Source organism: Streptomyces sp. NPDC030296 (assembly GCF_055572815.1).
The window spans coordinates 677,730-696,743 of sequence record NZ_JBVICQ010000004.1; the positions used below are offsets into that span (position 1 = coordinate 677,730).

Sequence of the window (19,014 nt, forward strand, 5' to 3'; positions counted from 1 at the left end):
CCGCCCGTGTACCCCGCGACCCCTGGGAGACCCATGTCCGCCCTGTCCGTCCACGCCCTGAACGCCGTTCCGACGCAGCGGCCGCAGCCCGTCTTCCGGGGGCGGATCGGCTGTGACGCCCGCAGCGGTCACTACGCCGTCCCGCGCCGGTACCGGCTGCATCTGTCGCTGTCCTGTCCGGGCGCCCTGCGCATCGCCGTCGTGCACGGCCTCCTCGGGCTCGCGGACGTCTGCCCCGTCACCCTCCTGCCCGCCGTCCCCGACGGACCCGACGGCGAACACTCCGAGCTGCGCCCCCTGTACGAGGCCAGCGCCCACCGCTACTCCGGGGCGGCCACCGCGCCGGTCCTCAGCGACGACTGGTCCGGACGCATCGTCAGCACCCACGCCCCGGACATCATGCGCGACCTCGCCCGCCGCTTCGGCGGCGGCCGCCCCGAGCTGTACCCGCGGGACACGGAGGCGGAATTCGAGGGCGTCACCCGGCTCTGCGCACAGGGCATCGACGCCACCGCGCAACGCGCCGGACAGGCCGACACCGACGACGCGGTACGCCGGGACGCGCTCGGCTCCCTGCTGCGCACCCTGCGCTCGCTCGACGCCCGCCTCGCCCGGCAGGAGTACGTCCTCGGCGACCGACTCACCGCCGCCGACATCGAGTTGTGGACCAGCCTGGTGCGCCTCGACACCGTGCACCGCTGGCACCTGGACGCCTCCGCCGTGCACCGCGTCGCCGACCACCCGCACCTGTGGGCGTACGCGCGCCGGCTGACCGCCCACCCCGCCTTCGGCCCCCGTCTCGACCTCGACGGCATCGCCCGCAGGCACCACGCCCAGTGCCAGGGCCTGGAGGCCGCCGGAGCCGCCGTACAGATCCTGGACTGGGCCTCGCACGTCCCCGACCAGCCCGTATCGAGTGACGGACAAGCGTCCCAGGACGTGGACGGACATTGACAGAGCCGTACCGGGCCTGCGTTACTTACGGCCACCCGAAGAGCGCGAGGCCCACCGGGGCCGGAAGAACGATGGTGACGAACATGCACGCAACCCCGAGGCCGGCCGCTTGGCGGCGCCACGGTTGCGTGCCGCTCTGCGCCGACCGCGCCGTCGATCTGCTCCGGGTCAACAGCGCACTGTGTAGCGCACGTCGTACGGCCTAGAGCCGTACCTCCGTCGAGGCTGACGGTTCGTTGAACCCCTGAGGCGCCGCTCCCGCGGTCCGCCTCGCCCTTCCGCCAGCCCCGGTGCCGTGCGCATCCGTGCGTCTTCCTCCTGTTCCCCGCCGAGCGGCTCCCGTCCGTCGCACGGCCCGAAGACGCCTGCGTCGCCCGGGGTTTCCCACACTCCTCCGGAGCTGACGATGAGTGAACCCCCAGGCGCAGCCGTGTCCGTCGCCGAGGCGCCACCGCCCGCCGACACCCCGTCAAAGGGCCTGGCGGCGCAGCGAGTTCTGCCGCTGCGCCGTCCCGGCCGCTGGATCGCGACCGCGGTCGTCCTGGTCCTCGCGGCCCAGTTCGTCCACGGACTGGTGTCCAACCCCTTCTACCAGTGGGACCGCTTCGGCTACTGGTTCTTCCGGCCCACGATCCTCGACGGACTGCTCGTCACCCTCGAAGTCACCGTCTACAGCGCGGTGCTGGGCCTGGTCGGCGGCATCCTGCTCGCCCTCGCCCGCCTCTCGGCGAGCCCCGTCCTGCGCGCCGTCAGCTGGGTCTACATCTGGGCGTTGCGTTCCATCCCGCTGATCGTGGTCCTGCTGTTCCTGTACAACTTCAGCGCCCTCTACAAGACGCTCAGCCTCGGTGTCCCCTTCGGGCCGGCCCTCTTCACCTTCGACGAGTCACGGCTCGCCACCGACATGGTCGTCGCCGTGATCGGCCTGAGCCTCAACGAGGCGGCGTACGCCGCCGAAGTGGTCCGCGGCGGCATCCTCTCCGTCGACCAGGGCCAGCACGAGGCGGCCTCCGCCCTCGGCCTGCCGAAGCGCTACCAGTTCCGCAGGATCGTCTTCCCGCAGGCCCTGCGCTCCATCACCCCCAACTACGTCAACCAGCTGATCAGCCTGGTCAAGAGCACCTCGCTCGTCTTCTACGTCTCCCTGCTCGACCTGTTCGGCACCGCGCAGACCATGGGCGCCACCTACCCCGGCGACATCGTGCCGCTGCTGCTCGTCGTCACCGCCTGGTACCTGATCCTGACCAGCGTCGTCTCCGTCATCCAGTTCTACGTCGAGCGGTACTACGCCCGGGGCGCCACCCGCACCCTGCCGCCGACGCCGTTGCAGAAACTGCGGGCCGGCCTCACCGAGCTGCGCGCCCGCATCCGCAGGGAGGCCGCCGTATGACCGCCGGGTCCACCGAACTCGCCCACGGGACCACCGAACCGGCTCCGGGGGACGCCGAACTCGCCCGGCCCGCGCCCGCCGCCGTGGAGGTGCGCGACGTGCACAAGTGGTACGGCACCCAGCGGGTCCTCAACGGCGTGGACCTGACCGTGCGGCCCGGCGAGGTCACCGTGGTCCTCGGCCCGTCCGGCTCCGGCAAGTCGACGCTGCTGCGGGTCATCAACCACCTGGAGAAGCCGGAGATCGGCCATGTCAGCGTCAACGGCGAACTGATGGGCGTCCGCAGGCACGGCGACCGGCTCAAGGAGCTGAACGAGCGGACCATCCTCGCCCAGCGCAGCCGTATCGGCTTCGTCTTCCAGAACTTCAACCTCTTCCCGCACCTGACCGTCCTCGACAACGTGGCCGCCGCCCCCGTCGCGACCGGGAGGCTCGGCGGGGAACAGGCCAGGGAACTCGCCCGCGAACTGCTGGACCGGGTCGGCCTCGCCGACAAGTCCGGTGCCTACCCCCGGCAGTTGTCCGGCGGTCAGCAGCAGCGTGTGGCCATCGCCCGCGCCCTCGCGCTGCGGCCCGGCGTCATCCTCTTCGACGAACCCACCTCCGCCCTCGACCCCGAACTCGTCGGTGAGGTCCTCGCCGTGATCAAGGACCTGGCGAGGACCGGCACCACACTGGTGATCGTCACCCACGAGATCGGCTTCGCCCGGGAGATCGCCGACCGGGTCGTCTTCATCGACGGCGGGCGCATCGTCGAACAGGGCCCGCCCTCCGAGGTCCTCGACCGGCCGCGCCACGAACGCACCCGGGACTTCCTCGCCAAGGTCCTCTGAGCCGGGCATCGGCACCCGGAGCCCGCGTCCGGACACCACAGCTTCCCCCCACCCGAGTCCCCCACGCCCCGCACCACCCCACACCATCCCTTCCACTCGCGTGGAACCGAACGAAGAGGACAGCCATGCCCACCCAGCTCTCCCGGCGCAGCCTGCTGCGCGGCATCACCGCGACGACCGCCGCCGTCACCCTCGCCGCCGGACTCAGCGCCTGCGGAGGAGACAGTGACGCCGTCGCGAAGACAGGGAAGGACAGCGCTGGCACGCTCACCGTGGGCCGGCTCTCCAACGGCGCCGCCACCGAGACCACCCTGAAGGTCTCCGAGGTGAAATCCATCAGCGACCGCCTGCCCGCCGCCGTCAAGAAGCGCGGCAAGCTCGTCATAGGCTCCGGCACCCTGCCCTCCGGCAGCCCGCCGCTCGGCTTCATCGGCGACGACCAGAAGACGCTCACCGGCTCCGAACCCGACTTCGGCAGACTGGTCGCCGCCGTCCTCGGCCTCGAACCCGAGGTGCGCCAGTCCACCTGGGAGAACCTCTTCATCGGCCTCGACAGCGGCAAGGTCGACGTGGCCTTCTCCAACGTCACCGACACCGAGGAGCGCAAGAAGAAGTACGAGTTCGCCTCCTACCGCAAGGACGACCTCGCCTTCGAGGTGAGGAAGGACAGCGACTGGAACTTCGGCGGCGACTACCGCAAACTCGCCGGGAAGACGGTCTCCGTCGGCAACGGCACCAACCAGGAGAAGATCCTCCTGGAGTGGAAGGCGAAGCTGGCGAAGGAGGGCGCCAAGCCCCTCACCGTCAAGTACTTCCAGGAGAACAACAGCCTCTACCTGGCCCTCGACAGCGGCAAGATCGACGCATACTTCGGCCCCAGCCCGAACCTCTCCTACCACGCCGCCAAGACGGCGAACACACCGCAGGCGACCCGGATCGCGGGCCAGTTCTCCGGCGCCGGGGAGACCCTCCAGGGCCTGATCGCCGCGACCGCCAAGAAGGACAGCGGCCTCGCCGAGCCCCTCGCCGCGGCCATCAACCACCTCATCGAGAACGGCCAGTACGCCAAGTGGCTGAAGGCCTGGAGCCTCTCCAACGAGGCGGTCGAGAAGTCCGAGATCAACCCGCCCGGCCTGCCCCTCACCAATTCCTGACCCTCCGTCACCGACCGACGTTCAGCCGGCCCTGCGAAGGGACTCCGCCCCCGTGGCCCACCACACCGACACCCACGGAGGCGGAGCCCTGCCCACCCTCGCCGGGCCCCGGACCGACGTCCTCGACAACGCTGTCCGGTCCGCTCTCACCGGCCCCCACACCGCCTTCGCCGAACGCGTCGGCGGCGCGGCCCGCTACCCCGAAACCAGGCCCCTTCCTGAAGCGGACCGTCGAACTGGGCACCTATCTCGGCATCCGGGACGGCGGCCGGCTGATCGCCATGGCGGGGGAGAGGATCCGTCCGCCCGGCCGGACCGAGATCAGCGCCGTCTGCACCGACCCGGCGTACCGGGGCCTTGGTCTGGCCACCCGCCTGGTCCGCGCGGTCGCCGTGGGCATCCGCGACCGGGGCGACACCCCGTTCCCGCACGCAGCCGCCGACAACATCTCCGCCGTCCGGCTCTACGAGTCGCTCGGCTTCTCCGTGCGCCGCCGCTCCACGATCCTCAGGGTCCGCAGTCCGGGAACAGCCCCCGAGGCGGCGGTGTTGTGAGGGGAGAGGCGATCCGCGCGGCGCCCTCGCGCGCCCGGACGAAGGAGGTGACGGCCGTGCCCCGTGCGCCGCACGCCGTTCACCTCCACTCCCGGCCGCACATCGACCTCCAGCGCGTGGCCGGCGCGCTCTGTCGCTCCTGACCCGTCGCCCCAGCTCCGCCCTGCCCCGCCGTCCCGCGGGCCGGCGCTCTCCAACGGACCTCCAGGAAGGCACTTCCGTGTCCCCTTCTTCTCCTCTGCACCTCGCCGTCGCCCTGGACGGCGCCGGCTGGCACCCGGCGGCCTGGCGCGAGCCGGTGGCCCGGCCCCGTGACCTGTTCTCCGCGAGCTACTGGGCGGACCTGGTCACCGAGGCCGAGCGCGGACTGCTCGACCTCGTCACGATCGAGGACGGGCTCGGCCCGCAGTCCTCGCACCCCACCGAGCCCGACGACCGCACCGACCAGGTGCGCGGCCGCCTGGACGCCGTCCTCGTCGCCGCCCGCGTCGCCCCGCTCACCCGGCGCATCGGGATCGTCCCGACGGTGGTGGCCACCCACACCGAGCCGTTCCACATCTCCAAGGCCGTCGCCACCCTCGACTACGTGAGCACCGGACGCGCCGGCCTGCGCGTCCAGGTGACGGCCCGTCGGAACGAGGCCGCCCACTTCGGCCGCCGCACCTTCCCCCCGCTGAACCCCGACGACGTCAGGAACCCCACCGACCCGGCCGTCCGGCAGCTCCTCAGCGACCTCTTCGACGAGGCCGCGGACCACGTCGAGGTCGTACGCCGCCTCTGGGACAGCTGGGAGGACGACGCCGAGATCCGGGACGTCGCCACCGGCCGGTTCATCGACCGCGACAAGCTGCACTACATCGACTTCGAGGGCGCCCACTTCAAGGTCAAGGGCCCCTCGATCACACCCCGCCCGCCGCAGGGTCAGCCGATCGTCAGCGCCCTCGCCCACCGCCACCCCACCGGCGCCCCCTTCCGGCTCCTGGCCCGCTCCGCCGACCTCGGCTACCTCACCCCCGAGGACGCCGACGACGCCCGCGCCCAGGTCACCGAGGTCCGCGACGCCCAGGCCGAGGCGGGCCGGGCCGACGAGACCCTGCACCTCTTCGGCGACCTCGTCGTCTTCCTCGACGACACCCCGGAGGCCGCCCGGGCCCGCCGCGCACGCCTCGACGACCTGGACGGCGGCCCCTATGCGAGCGACGCCCGCGTCTTCACCGGAACCCCCGAACAACTCGCCGAGCTCCTCCTGGCGTTGGGGGAGTCCGGGCTCACCGGCTTCCGGCTGCGGCCCGCCGTCGCGGGCCACGACCTCCCCGCCATCACCCGGGGCCTGGTTCCCGAACTCCAGCGCCGGGACGCCTTCCGGCGCGCCTACGAGGCCGACACCCTGCGCGGACTGCTGGGCCTGCCCCGCCCCGCCAACCGCTACTCCCCCCAGCTCTCGACTTCGCGCGAGCCCGGGGCGACCCCCATCGCGACCGCCTGAGCCGGAGGGACCGTACGACATGAGCAAGCCGCTGAAGCAGATCCATCTGGCCGCGCACTTCCCCGGCGTCAACAACACCACCGTGTGGAGCGACCCCGAGGCCGGCAGCCACATCGAGTTCAGCTCCTTCGCGCACTTCGCGCGGACCGCCGAACGCGCCAAGTTCGACTTCCTGTTCCTCGCGGAAGGGCTGCGCCTGCGCGAACAGGGCGGGAAGATCTACGACCTGGACGTCGTCGGCCGCCCCGACACCTTCACCGTCCTCGCCGCGCTCGCCGCGGTCACCGAACGCCTGGGCCTCACCGGCACCATCAACTCCACCTTCAACGAACCGTACGAGGTGGCCCGCCAGTTCGCGAGCCTCGACCACCTCTCCGCCGGGCGCGCCGCCTGGAACGTCGTCACCTCCTGGGACGCCTTCACCGGCGAGAACTTCCGCCGGGGCGGCTTCCTGCCGCAGGAGGAGCGCTACTCACGGGCCAAGGAGTTCCTCGCCACCGCGAACGAACTCTTCGACTCCTGGCAGGGGGACGAGATCGTCGCCGACCAGGAGACCGGGACCTTCCTGAGTGACGCCAAGGCCGGGGCCTTCGTCCACACCGGGCAGCACTTCGACATCGAGGGCCGCTTCAACGTGCCGCGCTCCCCGCAGGGCCGCCCGGTGATCTTCCAGGCCGGCGACTCCGACGAGGGCCGCGAGTTCGCCGCGGCCGGCGCCGACGCCATCTTCAGCCGGCACGCCACCCTCGACGCCGGCCAGGCGTTCTACACCGACGTCAAGAGCCGCCTCGCCGCGTACGGCCGCCGCCCCGACCAGCTGCTCATCCTGCCCGCCGCGAGCTTCGTCCTCGGCGACACCGACGCCGAGGCCGAGGAACTCGCCAAGGAGGTGCGCCGGCAGCAGGTCAGCGGCGCCACCGCCCTCAAGCACCTGGAGTTCGTCTGGAACCGGGACCTGTCCGCCTACGACCCGGAGGGCCCGCTGCCCGACATCGACCCGGACGTCGACGCCACCCACATCTCCCAGGGCCGCGCCCAGGTCCGCATGTACCGCGACCCGCTCGCCACGGCCCGCGCCTGGCGCGAGCTGGCCGCCGCGAACAACTGGTCCATCCGCGATCTCGTCATCGAGACCGGCAACCGCCAGAACTTCGTCGGCTCCCCGGCCACGGTCGCCAGGACCATCAACGACTACGTCCAGTCCGACGCCGCCGACGGCTTCATCCTCGTCCCCCACATCACCCCGACCGGCCTCGACGCCTTCGCCGACCGGGTCGTCCCCCTCCTCCAGGAGCAGGGCGTCTTCCGCGCCGACTACGAGGGCACGACCCTCCGGGACCACCTGGGCCTGGACACCCCCGGGCGCACCGGCCCCTGACCCCGGGCACGCCGAGGCGGCGCCCGCGCTCTCGCGGGCGCCGCCGGTGGGGGACGGGGACGGACGGGGCAGGGACAGCAGCTACGCCCTGAGCGGGTCGTGTCCCAACGTCATCAGCCGGTGGCGGCGGTGCGTCCCGTCCGCGCCCGGCTCGCGCTCCCGTTGCGCGTTCACCGAGTCCACGACCCCGTACATCACCTGGAAGTCGTCCTCGGTGAGGTCCACGCGCCGCTTCTGCAGGATCTCCAGCACCCGCCGGCCGCTGGGGGACCCGGGCTGCTCGGGCAGCGCCTCGCTCTCCTCGTCGGCGTACCGGGTGCGGAGCCAGACCTCCAGCTCCTGCGAGGTCATGTTCACCACGCGGTGGAACTCGTCCCACAGCGCGTCCCGTTCCAGGGCGTCGGTCATCGCAGCCCCCTTAGCTGCTCGTGCTCGCGTACGGCCGCGGGGCGCGTGCTCAGGCGTTCTCGCGCGGCCAGTTCTCCGCCTCGAACATCCAGCGCTGCTTCTCCAGCTCGGCGGTGAGGGAGATCAGCAGATCCTGCGACACCTTGTCCGCCTCCTCGGTCGCCTCGATACGCTCCCGCAGGCGGCCGATCGCGGTCGAAAGCGCCTCCACCAGGAGCCGCACGACGTCGTTGTCCCGGAGCCAGCCCTCCTTGGTGCCCGGCAGGGCGAACCGGGCCGCGACCGTCTCGGGGCGGCCGTCGGGCGCGATACCGAGCGCCGCCGCGCGTTCGGCGACCTGGTCGGAGTACGACCGCGCGGTGGAGACCACCTCGTCGAGCTGGAGGTGGATCGAACGGAACCTCGGGCCCACGATGTTCCAATGGGCCTGCTTGCCGATCAGAGACAGCCCCAGCAGGTCGACCAGGGTCTCCTGCAGCGCGTCCCCGGTCACCCGGAGAGCGGACTCGGGCAGGGTGCTCCTCACTATCGTCATCAGGTGAAACTCCTCATCGCATCAATGGCGCGTCATCGCTTCATGGCGCGTCGCCCCGTGCCGCGCCAACGCTTCGTGCCGGGCCGCCTCGACGCTCCCGGCCGTGCGGAGCAGTTCGGTGCGTTCCGCCTCGCACATGCCGCCCCACACGCCGGACGTCTGCCCGCTGCCGAGCGCCCAAAGCAGACACTCGCGCAGCACGGGGCACCGGGCACAGACGCGCTTGGCGGCCTCGATGTCGTCCAGCGCTGGTCCTGTCGTGCCCACGGGGAAGAACAACTCGGGGTCCTCGCCCACGCAGGCCGCTTGCCGCAACCACTCCATGCGGGGCCGGGTGCCCAGGACGCATGGGGGAAAACGCGGCATGCCACAGCGGTGGACGCGGGCCTTCCACATCCCCCGCGCACCCGCCCACCGGGCCCCGCGCGGGCCTCAGCCGGCGAGTACGCCGTCCACGAACTCCTTGACGTCCGCGAGGACTTCGTCCCGGTTCGTCTCGTTGAACACCTCGTGCCGGGCACCCGGGTACACCCGCTCCACCCACACGGCGCCGCGCAACTCCTCGACGCCGGTGCGGCTGCCGGCCAGCGGCACGATCCGGTCGTCGTCGCCGTGCACCCACAGCAGCGGTAGCGCCCCGACGCTCCCGTTCGCGGAGATGGTCTCCAGGGTGCGCGCGAAGGCCTCCAACGTGGGCCGCTTGAAGGGGCCGTGCCACACCTGCGGATCGTTCGCGTACGCGGCGCCGACCGCCGGATCCCGCGACAACTGCTTCGGGTCGAGCGGCACCTCGGGCACCTCGGGCGGCGCGAGGAGCGCCCACACCGCCTTCCAGTCACCGATCACCGGGCCGGACAGCACGAGCGCGGCCAGCCCGGCGCCGTACCGTTGCGCGTACCGGGCGGCGATCAGACCGCCCATCGAATGGCCGATCAGCACCACCGGCAGTCCCGGGTACGCGGCCCGGGCCAGCTCCTCCACCGCGCGCACATCGGTGACGACGTCCTCGAAGTCCTCGATCAGCACCCGCTCGCCCGCCGACCTGCCGTGTCCCATGTGGTCCGGGCCGAACACGGCCGCGCCATGGGCGACGAGGGCGTCCGCCACATGCTCGTACCGGCCGATGTGCTCGCCGTAGCCGTGGACCAGCAGCGCCACGTACCGCGCCCCCTCGCGCGGCCACTCGCGTACGGTGACACCACCCCGGGTACCGGCGAAGGCGTGCTCCCGCGAGTCGGCCATGACTCCTCCAGCTGCGTCGGTGAAGGTAACCCGGTGGATCTTGCCACCCCACCCGCCACGGGTCCATGGGCCACCCAGCACCCCACCCCCAGCCGGCCGCCCCCAGGCCGACCCGGACGCCCCCTCACCGCCGCAGCCCCGCAACCCTCCACCGGTCTCATCCCGCCCGGCCCGCTCGCCCCCTGCCTCGCACGCCCCTGACCGGCCTGACCGGCTCATCTCGCCCCACCCGCCCGGCCCGTCCCCGTGCCCTGCCGCCTCGTCCCGCCCGGCCCGTACGTCCCCGCCCGGCCGATCTCGCCCCACCCGCCCGCGTCCCGCTCAACTGGGCCCGCGCCCCTCTCCGCTCGCCGCCCGGCCCGCCCCGGCCCCGCTCAGTGCCGACAGGCGAGACGGTCCTGTCCGGGGACCGTTAGGTGCGCATAGCATCGGTCTCCGCATGAACACGATGACTCTCTGGCACCTGGCCCCGGCCGAGTTCGCCGCCCTCGCCTTCGCCGCCCTCCTCGTCGGCTTCTCCAAGACTGCCGTGAGTGGCGCCAACACCGTCAGCCTCGCGATCTTCGCGGCCGTGCTGCCGGCCCGCGCCTCGACCGGTGTCCTTCTGCCGATCCTCATCGTCGGGGACGTCCTCGCCGTGCTGACCTACCGCCGACACGCCCACTGGCCCACCCTGTGGCGGCTCTTCCCCGCGGTCGGCGCGGGCGTCGTGTTCGGCACGCTGTTCCTGATGTGGGCCGACGACCAGGTCGTACGGACCTCGATCGGCGCGATCCTCCTGCTGATGACGGCGGTCACGGTGTGGCGCCGCCGCACCGCCGACCAGGACGACGAACCCGACTCCGTCACTACCCGCGCCGGCCGCGTCAAGGCCCGCTCCTACGGCGTCCTCGGCGGCTTCACCACCATGGTCGCCAACGCCGGCGGCCCCGTGATGTCGATGTACCTGCTCTCGGCCGGCTTCCGCAAGCTCGGCTTCCTGGGCACGTCGGCGTTCTTCTTCCTGATCGTCAACGTCTCCAAGGTCCCCTTCAGCGTGGGCCTCGGCCTCATCGACGGCCCCTCCCTGCTGCTGGACGCGGCGCTCGCCCTGTTCGTCGTGCCGGGCGCCCTGCTCGGCAAGTGGGCGGTGCACCGCATCAACCAGCGGCTGTTCGAGCAACTGGTGATCGCGGCGACGGTACTCGGCGGCCTCCAGCTACTGCTGCGCTGACGGCGTCCCCTTGCCGAGCCCCAGCAGCGCGGGCAGATCCGCGAACGAGTCCACCACGTGGTCGGGGCTCCCGCTCGCGGCGCGATGGGTCTCCGGCAGATACTTCCCGGTCCTGACGAGCACACCGGTGATACCCGCCCGCTGCGCCGCCAGGACGTCCGACTCGATGTCGTCCCCGACCATCAGCGCGTCCCCGGCCGCGACGCCGAGGTGTGCCAGCGCCGCCTCGAAGAACGCGGCGGACGGCTTGCCCGTGATCTCGGCCTCCCTGCGCGCCGCCCGCTCCAGCCCGACGAGGAACGCACCCGAGTCCAGTTGGAGCCCCTCGTCCGTCCGCCAGTACAGATTGCGGTGCATCGCGACCAGCCGGGCCCCGCGCTGGAGCCGACCGAAGGCCCGGTTGAGCGCCACGTAGTCGAAACCGGGCCCCGCCCCGCCGACGATCACCACGTCAACGTCAACGTCAATGTCACATTCCGCCGCCATGTCCACGTCCGTGTCGTCGTCGCCGGTCAGCCGCACCCCGGTGAGGTCCTCCCGGATGTCGTCGCCGCTGTTCAGCAGCGCGCAGCGCGCCCCTGGACAGTGCCGGGCGAGATACGCGGCGGTCACGGTCGGCGCGGTCAGGATGTCGTCGGCGGTCACGGGGAACCCGGCGCCGGTCAGGACCCCGGCGATCGACGCCCGCGTCCGGGACGTCGTGTTGGTCACCAGCGCGACCCCCAGCCCGGCCCCGCGGATCTCCCGCAACGCCCCGACCGCACCCGGCAGCGGCTTCCACGAGACGGTGAGCACACCGTCGATGTCGACCAGAACAGCACGTTTCTCTGACATACCGGGACGATACGCCGGAGGTGGTCGACCGGCAGTCGGCCGGCAGTCCGCCGGTGGCCAGCCGGTGGTCGACCGGAAGTCGGCCGGCCGTCAGCCGGTGGTCGCCGTAGCGCCGGACGGGACCGGCTCGCGTTCCCGGGCCGGCAGACCGTGCGTGAGGTCCTCCCTCAACAGCCGCTTGGCGATGGTGTGACGGCGGCGCGCAGATCCCCGTCGACGGGACGGCCGTAGTCCTCCTCCAGCCGCTGCCGGAGCCAGTCGCCCCCAGGCCGCGCTGCCCACGATGGTCTGGCCGAGGGCCGCGAGCAGCATGGCCGGCATGATCGTCACGAAGACGACGTTGCGCCGGCGCGTGCTCAGCTCGGGCGCCTGCGCGGCGGACGGGGCGGCGGCGTCCTGAGTGGTCGTCACAGGTGCACGATCACACTCTCGCCGTGCCTGCGCGGCAGATACATGTCGATGACCCAGCTCTTGCGCTCCCTGGCCTCGACCCGCAGCCGCTCGATCCGGGGCGCGGCCTCGACGAGCGGACCGGGGACGAGGAGGCCGTTACCGGGGCCCGTCCCCTCCCAGGCGCGGCGCCCAGCTTCCCGCGTCCACCGGACGTGCCTCACCCTCCACGACGCCGGCCAGCTCGCGGGCCCAGGTCGCGACATGCGCCAGGTCGATGCCGTACGGCCGCGCCCGGCCCTCGGTCGCCGCCCACTCCTCGACCGCGCCGGCCCCCCGCCGCAGCAGCCGGGCGCCGCCCGTCGCGTTGCCGCGCGCCGAGTGCGTGAGCCCGACGGCGAGCTGGGCCAGCCCCCGCCACAGGGCGCGTTCCTCCTCCGGCCCCGACTTCCACGCGTCCTCGAAGACCTCGTGCGCGTGGAACGGCTTCCCCGCGTCCAGCAGCGCCTGCGCCTCCGCGACGGTCTCCTCCGGCCGCCGTACGACTCCCTCCGGCTGCCGCTCCACACCGTCCGCCCCGTACGGCAACGGCCGCCCCAGCCCGTCGCGCGGCCGAGCGTTCCGCGCGCGCCCCTCCGTGTCCCGGTCCCTCAGCCGTGCCGTCCCGCCGTCCGATGTCGCGTCCATGCCTTGATTGTCCCTCGCCCCTCACCGGCCGCGGAGCACCGGCCGACGTACGGTAAAGTTCTCTCTGCGCGATCACGCGGTTCCACCGCGGACAGCGCACCGGGACGTGGCGCAGCTTGGTAGCGCACTTGACTGGGGGTCAAGGGGTCGCAGGTTCAAATCCTGTCGTCCCGACTTTACGAAGTCGTGGGTCAGGGGCCGTTTCAGAGGGGATCTGAGACGGCCCCTTGATCATTCCTGGGGACCGCTTGGGGACACATGGGGTCAGCGGCCCCAGCGCAGCGCGGCGGTCTGCACGGGCGCGTCCCACAGCCGCAGCATCTCCGCGTCGGCCCGGCACAGTGTCACCGAGCAGCCCGCCATGTCCAGCGACGTGACGTAGTTGCCCACGAGCGTTCGCGCCACCGGCACGCCCCGGGCCTCCAGCAGCCGGGCCACCTCGGCGTGGAAACCGTACAGCTCCAGCAGCGGCGTCGCTCCCATCCCGTTCACGAGGGCCAGTACCGGCCCGTCGGCCGGAGCCACCTCCACCAGCTCCTCGAGTACGGCGTCCACCGCGACCTCCGCGATCGCTCGGGCCGGCATCATCGCGCGCCGCTCTCGGCCCGGCTCGCCGTGGATCCCGACCCCGAGCTCCATCTCCCCGTCCGGCAGCTGGAAGGTCGGGCCGCCTTTCGCGGGAGTGGTGCAGGCGCTGAGCGCCACGCCGAAGCTGCGCGAGGACTCGTTGACGCGCCGGGCGACCGCGGCCACCTGCTCCAGCGGTGCGCCCTCCTCGGCGGCCGCCCCGGCGATCTTCTCCACGAACAGGGTCGCCCCGGTGCCCCGCCGCCCGGCCGTGTACAGGCTGTCGGTGACGGCGACGTCGTCGTTGACCAGGACCTGCTCGACCCGGACGCCGTCCTCCTCGGCGAGCTCGGCGGCCATCTGGAAGTTCAGCACGTCCCCCGTGTAGTTCTTGACGACGAACAGCACGCCCTGCCCGGCCTCGACGGCGCTCGCCGCGCGCAGCATCTGCTCCGGGACGGGCGAGGTGAACACCTCCCCGGGACACGCGGCCGACAGCATCCCGTACCCGACGAACCCGGCATGCAGCGGCTCGTGCCCGGAGCCGCCGCCGGACACCAGCCCGACCCGCCCGCCCTCCCGCGCGTCTCGCCGTACGACCACCCGCCGCTCCACGTCCACGTCCAGCTCCGGGTGGGCGGCAGCCACCCCCCGCAGGGCATCGGCGACCACGCTCTCCGGACTGTTGATCAGCATCTTCATGGCACCTCCCGGGTGGGACCGGCGGCCGAGCCTCTGCCCCGTGCCCTCACGGGGCAGAGGCTCGCCCGTGACAGGCGGGCGCATTCGGGATCGCACGCCACACGAACAGTGTGCCGCCACGTCGTGGACATTCGCGATGGATGCTCGCTTCGCCCGCCTCCCCGGGCGGGCTTCCGCTCCCTGGCCGGGCCGCGGGCGGCTTCACCTCGCGCGCATGGCTCTGGCCGGTTCTACACTGATCTGCGGAGTACTCGGGGCAGTCGACGGCCGGTCTTTCGACCGGCGGGAAGCGGGCACCCATGGCTGAGCGGCTCAAGAGATCAGGGCTGGTCGGCGAGCTTTCGGCAGAATTCGCCGGCACCATGATCCTCATCCTCTTCGGGTGCGGTGTGGTGGCTCAGGTAGTCGCCGGCGGGGCTCTCACGGACCCGGCGGGCGGCCTGGGAGACCACGACAGCATCGCCTGGGCCTGGGGTCTCGGCGTCACCCTGGGCGTATACGTCGCGGCGAGGCTGAGCGGTGCTCACCTCAATCCCGCGGTGACCGTCGCGTTGGCGGCGTTCAAGGGCTTTCCGTGGAGCAAAGTGGCTCCCTACGCGCTGGCCCAGACGGCCGGAGCCTTCGTGGCAGCCCTGATCGTCCGGTGGAACTACACCGAGGCGCTGGCAAAGGCGGATCCCACCCACACGATCAAGACGCAGGGCGTCTTCTCCACGCTGCCCGCCAACGGCAACCCGAACCTGCCGGTCAGCGACTGGGGCGCATTCCGCGACCAGATCATCGGCACCGCGATCCTGCTGCTGCTGATCCTCGCGGTCACGGACCTGCTCAACACGCCCCCCGGCGCCAACCTGGCGCCGTTCATCGTCGGCCTGATCGTCGTGGCCATCGGCATGGCCTGGGGCACCAACGCGGGTTACGCGATCAACCCGGCACGTGACTTCGGACCCAGGCTGGCCAGTTTCTTCACCGGGTACGGCGGAGCGTGGCGAGATCAGTACGGGCACCTCTACTTCTGGGTGCCGATCCTCGGTCCGCTGATCGGAGGTCTGCTGGGAGCGGGCCTGTACAAGTTCTTCATCGGCCGGTTCCTGCCGACCGCCGAGCCGGAGCCCCCCGGACGGGTGCCGGCTCCGGACGAAAGCTGACACGAGAGCTGACCGTCTCCCGGGGCTGCCGTGTTCCGGCTGCCCCGGGAGAGCCCAAGGAGAGGCGGCATCCCATGGCGGACTTCGTCGGCGCGGTGGACCAGGGGACCACCAGCACCCGTTTCATGATCTTCGACCATGCCGGCAACGAGGTGGCGAGGCACCAACTGGAGCACTCACAGATCCTCCCGCGCTCGGGGTGGGTCGAACACGACCCGGTGGAGATCTGGGAGCGCACCAACTCGGTGATGCAGAACGCGCTCCGGCACGGAAACCTCTCGCCGGAGGACCTGGCGGCCATCGGCATCACCAACCAACGGGAGACGACCGTCGTCTGGGACCCGCGCAACGGCCGTCCCTACTACAACGCCATCGTCTGGCAGGACACCCGTACCGACTCCATCGCGGCAGCGCTGGACCGCTCGGGCCAGGGCGACGTCATCCGCCGCAAGGCGGGGCTGCCGCCGGCCACGTACTTCTCCGGCGGCAAGATCCAGTGGATCCTGGAGAACGTCGACGGAGTCCGCGAGGCGGCCGAGCAGGGCCATGCCCTTTTCGGCAACACCGACTCCTGGGTGCTGTGGAACCTCACCGGCGGCCCCGACGGCGGCGTCCACGCCACCGACGTGACCAATGCCAGCCGCACCATGCTGATGGACCTAGAGACCCTCGACTGGGACGACGAACTGCTGAGCTTCTTCGGCGTTCCCCGGGCGATGCTGCCCACCATCAACCCGTCCTCCCACGCGGAGGCGTTCGGACGGGCCCGTACCTCCCGGCCGCTGCGGGCAGCCATCCCCATCACCGGTGTGCTCGGCGACCAGCAGGCAGCCACCGTCGGGCAGGTCTGCTACGCGCCCGGCGAAGCCAAGAACACCTACGGCACCGGCAACTTCCTGGTGCTCAACACCGGCACGGAACTGGTGCGGTCCCAGCACGGCCTGTTGACCACCGTGGCGTACCAGTTCGGCGACAGCCCGGCGATCTACGCGCTCGAAGGCTCCATCGCCGTCACAGGCTCCGCGGTGCAATGGCTGCGCGACCAGCTGAAGATCATCAATGACGCTGCCGAGAGCGAACGCCTGGCGCGTACCGTCGAGGACAACGGCGGGATCTACTTCGTCCCCGCCTTTTCCGGCCTCTTCGCCCCGTACTGGCGTTCCGACGCCCGCGGCGCGATCGTCGGCCTCGCCCGGTACAACGACGGCGGCCACCTGGCGCGGGCCGCCCTGGAAGCCATCTGCTACCAGAGCCGCGACGTGGTGGAAGCCATGGAGCAGGACTCCGGCGTCCACCTCGACGTGCTCAAGGTCGACGGCGGCGTGACGGCCAACGACCTGTGCATGCAGATCCAGGCCGACGTTCTCGGCGTCCCGGTCAGCCGCCCGGTCGTCGCCGAGACCACCGCGCTGGGCGCCGCCTACGCCGCCGGTCTCGCCACCGGTTTCTGGCGGGACACCGACGAACTGCGCACCCACTGGCAGGAGTCCAAGCGCTGGGAACCCCAGTGGTCCGAGGAACAGCGCGAGGAAGGATACGCGGGCTGGAAGAAGGCGGTGGAGCGCACGCTCGACTGGGCCAAGGTCGAATAGGTTCCGCACGAGGAGGAGACCATGGCGAACCCGGTGGCCCTCTCGCCCGGGGCCCGCGCGGAGGCCCTCGTCCGACTGGGAGAGGGTGAGCTCGACGTCCTCGTCGTCGGGGGCGGTGTCGTCGGCGCCGGAACGGCCCTGGACGCCGCCACCCGGGGCCTGAGAGTCGGCCTGGTCGAAGCCCGGGACTGGGCCTCGGGCACGTCCAGCCGCTCCAGCAAGCTCATCCACGGCGGCCTGCGCTACCTGGAGATGCTGGACTTCCGGCTCGTCGCCGAAGCCCTGAAGGAGCGCGGACTCCTGCTTCAGTTCCTGGCCCCTCACCTGGTGCGTCCGGTGCCGTTCCTGTACCCCCTGCGACACCGGATCCGGGAGCGTCCGTACGTCGGCGCCGGCGTACTGCTGTACGACACCATGGCCGCGGCCGCCGGTACCTCCAGAGGTCTGCCCCGCCACCGCCACCTGCTCAAGCGCCGAGCCCTGCGCGAGGCGCCCGCGCTGCGCTCCGACGCCCTGGTCGGCGCCATCCAGTACTGGGACGCCCAGGTCGACGACGCCCGGCACACCATGTTCCTCGCCCGCACGGCCGTCGCCTACGGAGCGCTGGCCGCCAACCGCACCCGTGTCAGCCGCTTCCTGCGGCAGGGCGAGCGGGTGGTGGGAGCCGTTGTCACGGATCTGGAGACCGGCGACGAGACAGAGGTGCGAGCCAAGCAGGTCATCAACGCGACCGGCGTGTGGACCGACGACACCCAGTCCCTCGCCGGCACGCGCGGCCAGTTCCACGTCCGCGCCTCCAAGGGCGTACACCTGCTGGTCCCCCGTGACCGGATCAACTCCCGCACGGGGCTGATCCTCCGCACCGAGAAGAGCGTGCTGTTCGTCATCCCCTGGGGACGACACTGGATCATCGGGACCACCGACACCGACTGGACACTGGACAAGGCCCATCCCGCCCTCAGCTCCAAGGACGTCACCTACCTGCTGGAACACGTCAACAGCGTCCTGGCCACACCTTTGGTTCCGGAGGACGTCGAAGGCGTCTACGCCGGTCTGCGTCCCCTCCTGTCCGGCGAGGCCGCGGAAACCAGCAAACTGTCACGGGAGCACCTGGTCGCACACCCGGTACCCGGTCTCGTCGTGGTGGCGGGCGGCAAGTACACGACCTATCGGGTGATGGCCAAGGACGCGGTCGACGAGGCGGCCCGCGGTCTGGACGAGAAAGTGCCCGACTGCGTCACACAACGCGTTCCGCTGCTCGGCGCCGACGGCTATCCGGCCCTGTGGAACTCCCGCCACAACCTCGCCGAGCGCTCCGGGCTGCATGTCGCCCGCATCGAGCACCTGTTGAACCGCTACGGCTCCCTGGTGCACGAGCTGCTCGCCATGGTGGCAGCCGACGCCTCGCTCGGCGAGCCGTTGCCGAGCTCCGACGACTACCTGCGGGTCGAGGCCGTCTACGCGGTGACCCATGAGGGTGCCCGCCACCTGGAGGACGTGCTCGCCCGACGTACCCGGATCTCCATCGAGTCCTGGGACCGTGGTGTGGACGCGGCGCGGACCGTCGCGGAACTGATGGCGCCTCACCTGGGATGGGACCAAGCGCACCGGGACCGTGAGGTCAACCACTACCTGAAGCGGGTGGCCGCCGAACGCGAGGCCCAGCAGCAGCCGGACGACCAGACCGCTGACGCGGTACGGCTCGGCGCCCCCGACATCATTCCCGTGCACTGACTTTCACATCCTGTCGTCCCGACGGTGCGGGGCCGGCGGGTCCGCCGAATACGGCGGACCCGCTGCTCGTTTTTTTGCCGCCGCGAACGGTATGGCCGGATTGAATCGCACCCGCGTGCGGCCTGTCGCCGACAGGGGAAAAGGCTTGGACCTCGTGCGTCCCGGCACGGGAGACTTCAGTTCCTGCCCTGTTTGTACGCGTATGGCGCCGCC

Annotated in this window: 20 protein-coding genes and 1 tRNA gene; 13 read left to right on the top strand and 8 right to left on the bottom strand. The window is 71.6% G+C overall.

Annotated features, from left to right (window positions below):
• Positions 1-33 precede the first annotated feature (33 nt).
• The 8 genes from ACZ4Z3_RS14915 (at position 34) to ACZ4Z3_RS14950 (ending at position 7,749) form a co-directional block, all read left to right on the top strand.
• Positions 34-954, top strand: a complete 921-nt coding sequence (locus ACZ4Z3_RS14915) for a glutathione S-transferase C-terminal domain-containing protein (RefSeq protein ID WP_468501324.1) — start codon at positions 34-36, stop codon at positions 952-954.
• A 406-nt stretch (positions 955-1,360) separates the two neighbouring features.
• Entirely contained in the window at positions 1,361-2,344 is a 984-nt protein-coding gene (locus ACZ4Z3_RS14920; protein ID WP_468501325.1) for an amino acid ABC transporter permease, read from the top strand.
• A complete protein-coding gene (locus ACZ4Z3_RS14925) occupies positions 2,341-3,177 on the top strand; it encodes an amino acid ABC transporter ATP-binding protein (RefSeq protein WP_468501326.1) in 837 nt (278 codons plus the stop codon). Before ACZ4Z3_RS14920 ends, ACZ4Z3_RS14925 begins: the two co-directional genes overlap by 4 nt.
• Positions 3,178-3,302: 125 nt before the next feature.
• On the top strand, positions 3,303-4,331 hold the full coding sequence (locus tag ACZ4Z3_RS14930; RefSeq protein WP_468501327.1) for an ABC transporter substrate-binding protein: 1,029 nt from the start codon (positions 3,303-3,305) through the stop codon (positions 4,329-4,331).
• A gap of 281 nt (positions 4,332-4,612) precedes the next feature.
• The gene (locus ACZ4Z3_RS14935; protein ID WP_468501328.1) at positions 4,613-4,885 is read left to right on the top strand and encodes a GNAT family N-acetyltransferase; all 273 of its coding nucleotides are present in this window, start codon (positions 4,613-4,615) and stop codon (positions 4,883-4,885) included.
• 56 nt (positions 4,886-4,941) lie between these two features.
• Entirely contained in the window at positions 4,942-5,028 is an 87-nt protein-coding gene (locus ACZ4Z3_RS14940; protein WP_468501453.1) for a putative leader peptide, read from the top strand.
• 77 nt (positions 5,029-5,105) lie between these two features.
• A complete protein-coding gene (locus ACZ4Z3_RS14945; RefSeq protein ID WP_468501329.1) occupies positions 5,106-6,371 on the top strand; it encodes an LLM class flavin-dependent oxidoreductase in 1,266 nt (421 codons plus the stop codon).
• 19 nt (positions 6,372-6,390) lie between these two features.
• On the top strand, positions 6,391-7,749 hold the full coding sequence (locus ACZ4Z3_RS14950; RefSeq protein WP_468501330.1) for an NtaA/DmoA family FMN-dependent monooxygenase: 1,359 nt from the start codon (positions 6,391-6,393) through the stop codon (positions 7,747-7,749).
• 81 nt (positions 7,750-7,830) lie between these two features.
• Here the strand turns inward: ACZ4Z3_RS14950 and ACZ4Z3_RS14955 are convergent, their stop codons facing one another.
• From ACZ4Z3_RS14955 to ACZ4Z3_RS14970, 4 genes are all read right to left on the bottom strand, one after another.
• On the bottom strand, positions 7,831-8,157 hold the full coding sequence (locus tag ACZ4Z3_RS14955; protein ID WP_468501331.1) for a DUF3140 domain-containing protein: 327 nt from the start codon (positions 8,155-8,157) through the stop codon (positions 7,831-7,833).
• 49 nt (positions 8,158-8,206) lie between these two features.
• Positions 8,207-8,692, bottom strand: coding sequence for a Dps family protein (locus ACZ4Z3_RS14960; RefSeq protein WP_468501332.1), 486 nt, complete (start codon positions 8,690-8,692; stop codon positions 8,207-8,209).
• 21 nt (positions 8,693-8,713) lie between these two features.
• Complete coding sequence (locus ACZ4Z3_RS14965) at positions 8,714-9,016, bottom strand: WhiB family transcriptional regulator (RefSeq protein ID WP_468501333.1); 303 nt, start codon at positions 9,014-9,016, stop codon at positions 8,714-8,716.
• A gap of 108 nt (positions 9,017-9,124) precedes the next feature.
• The gene (locus ACZ4Z3_RS14970) at positions 9,125-9,934 is read right to left on the bottom strand and encodes an alpha/beta hydrolase (RefSeq protein WP_468501334.1); all 810 of its coding nucleotides are present in this window, start codon (positions 9,932-9,934) and stop codon (positions 9,125-9,127) included.
• 439 nt (positions 9,935-10,373) lie between these two features.
• On the opposite strand from ACZ4Z3_RS14970, the gene ACZ4Z3_RS14975 reads away from it, so the two are divergent.
• Positions 10,374-11,147 carry a sulfite exporter TauE/SafE family protein gene (locus tag ACZ4Z3_RS14975; protein WP_468501335.1) on the top strand — a complete coding sequence of 258 codons (774 nt, stop codon included), beginning with the start codon at positions 10,374-10,376 and terminating at the stop codon, positions 11,145-11,147.
• Here the strand turns inward: ACZ4Z3_RS14975 and ACZ4Z3_RS14980 are convergent.
• From ACZ4Z3_RS14980 to ACZ4Z3_RS14990, 3 genes are all read right to left on the bottom strand, one after another.
• The gene (locus tag ACZ4Z3_RS14980; protein WP_468501336.1) at positions 11,133-11,981 is read right to left on the bottom strand and encodes an HAD-IIA family hydrolase; all 849 of its coding nucleotides are present in this window, start codon (positions 11,979-11,981) and stop codon (positions 11,133-11,135) included. The two genes, ACZ4Z3_RS14975 and ACZ4Z3_RS14980, sit on opposite strands and share 15 nt — an antisense overlap.
• A gap of 90 nt (positions 11,982-12,071) precedes the next feature.
• On the bottom strand, positions 12,072-12,392 hold the full coding sequence (locus ACZ4Z3_RS14985; protein ID WP_468501464.1) for a hypothetical protein: 321 nt from the start codon (positions 12,390-12,392) through the stop codon (positions 12,072-12,074).
• 138 nt (positions 12,393-12,530) lie between these two features.
• Positions 12,531-13,058 (bottom strand): DUF309 domain-containing protein, encoded by a 528-nt coding sequence (locus tag ACZ4Z3_RS14990; RefSeq protein ID WP_468501337.1) that lies wholly within the window; start codon positions 13,056-13,058, stop codon positions 12,531-12,533.
• A gap of 100 nt (positions 13,059-13,158) precedes the next feature.
• On the opposite strand from ACZ4Z3_RS14990, the gene ACZ4Z3_RS14995 reads away from it, so the two are divergent.
• A tRNA-Pro gene (locus tag ACZ4Z3_RS14995) sits at positions 13,159-13,232 on the top strand.
• A gap of 90 nt (positions 13,233-13,322) precedes the next feature.
• Here ACZ4Z3_RS14995 and dhaK read toward each other — a convergent pair.
• Positions 13,323-14,327 carry a dihydroxyacetone kinase subunit DhaK gene (gene dhaK / locus ACZ4Z3_RS15000; RefSeq protein ID WP_468501338.1) on the bottom strand — a complete coding sequence of 335 codons (1,005 nt, stop codon included), beginning with the start codon at positions 14,325-14,327 and terminating at the stop codon, positions 13,323-13,325.
• Positions 14,328-14,626: 299 nt separating this feature from the next.
• Between dhaK and ACZ4Z3_RS15005 the strand changes: the two genes are divergently transcribed.
• The 3 genes from ACZ4Z3_RS15005 to ACZ4Z3_RS15015 all read left to right on the top strand — a co-directional run bounded on the left by ACZ4Z3_RS15005 (position 14,627) and on the right by ACZ4Z3_RS15015 (position 18,801).
• The gene (locus ACZ4Z3_RS15005; RefSeq protein ID WP_468501339.1) at positions 14,627-15,475 is read left to right on the top strand and encodes an MIP/aquaporin family protein; all 849 of its coding nucleotides are present in this window, start codon (positions 14,627-14,629) and stop codon (positions 15,473-15,475) included.
• Between the two features lie 74 nt (positions 15,476-15,549).
• Positions 15,550-17,067 carry a glycerol kinase GlpK gene (gene glpK, locus ACZ4Z3_RS15010; RefSeq protein WP_468501340.1) on the top strand — a complete coding sequence of 506 codons (1,518 nt, stop codon included), beginning with the start codon at positions 15,550-15,552 and terminating at the stop codon, positions 17,065-17,067.
• A gap of 21 nt (positions 17,068-17,088) precedes the next feature.
• Positions 17,089-18,801: a glycerol-3-phosphate dehydrogenase/oxidase gene (locus ACZ4Z3_RS15015; protein ID WP_468501341.1), complete on the top strand. Its 1,713-nt coding sequence runs from the start codon at positions 17,089-17,091 to the stop codon at positions 18,799-18,801.
• Positions 18,802-19,014 lie beyond the last annotated feature (213 nt).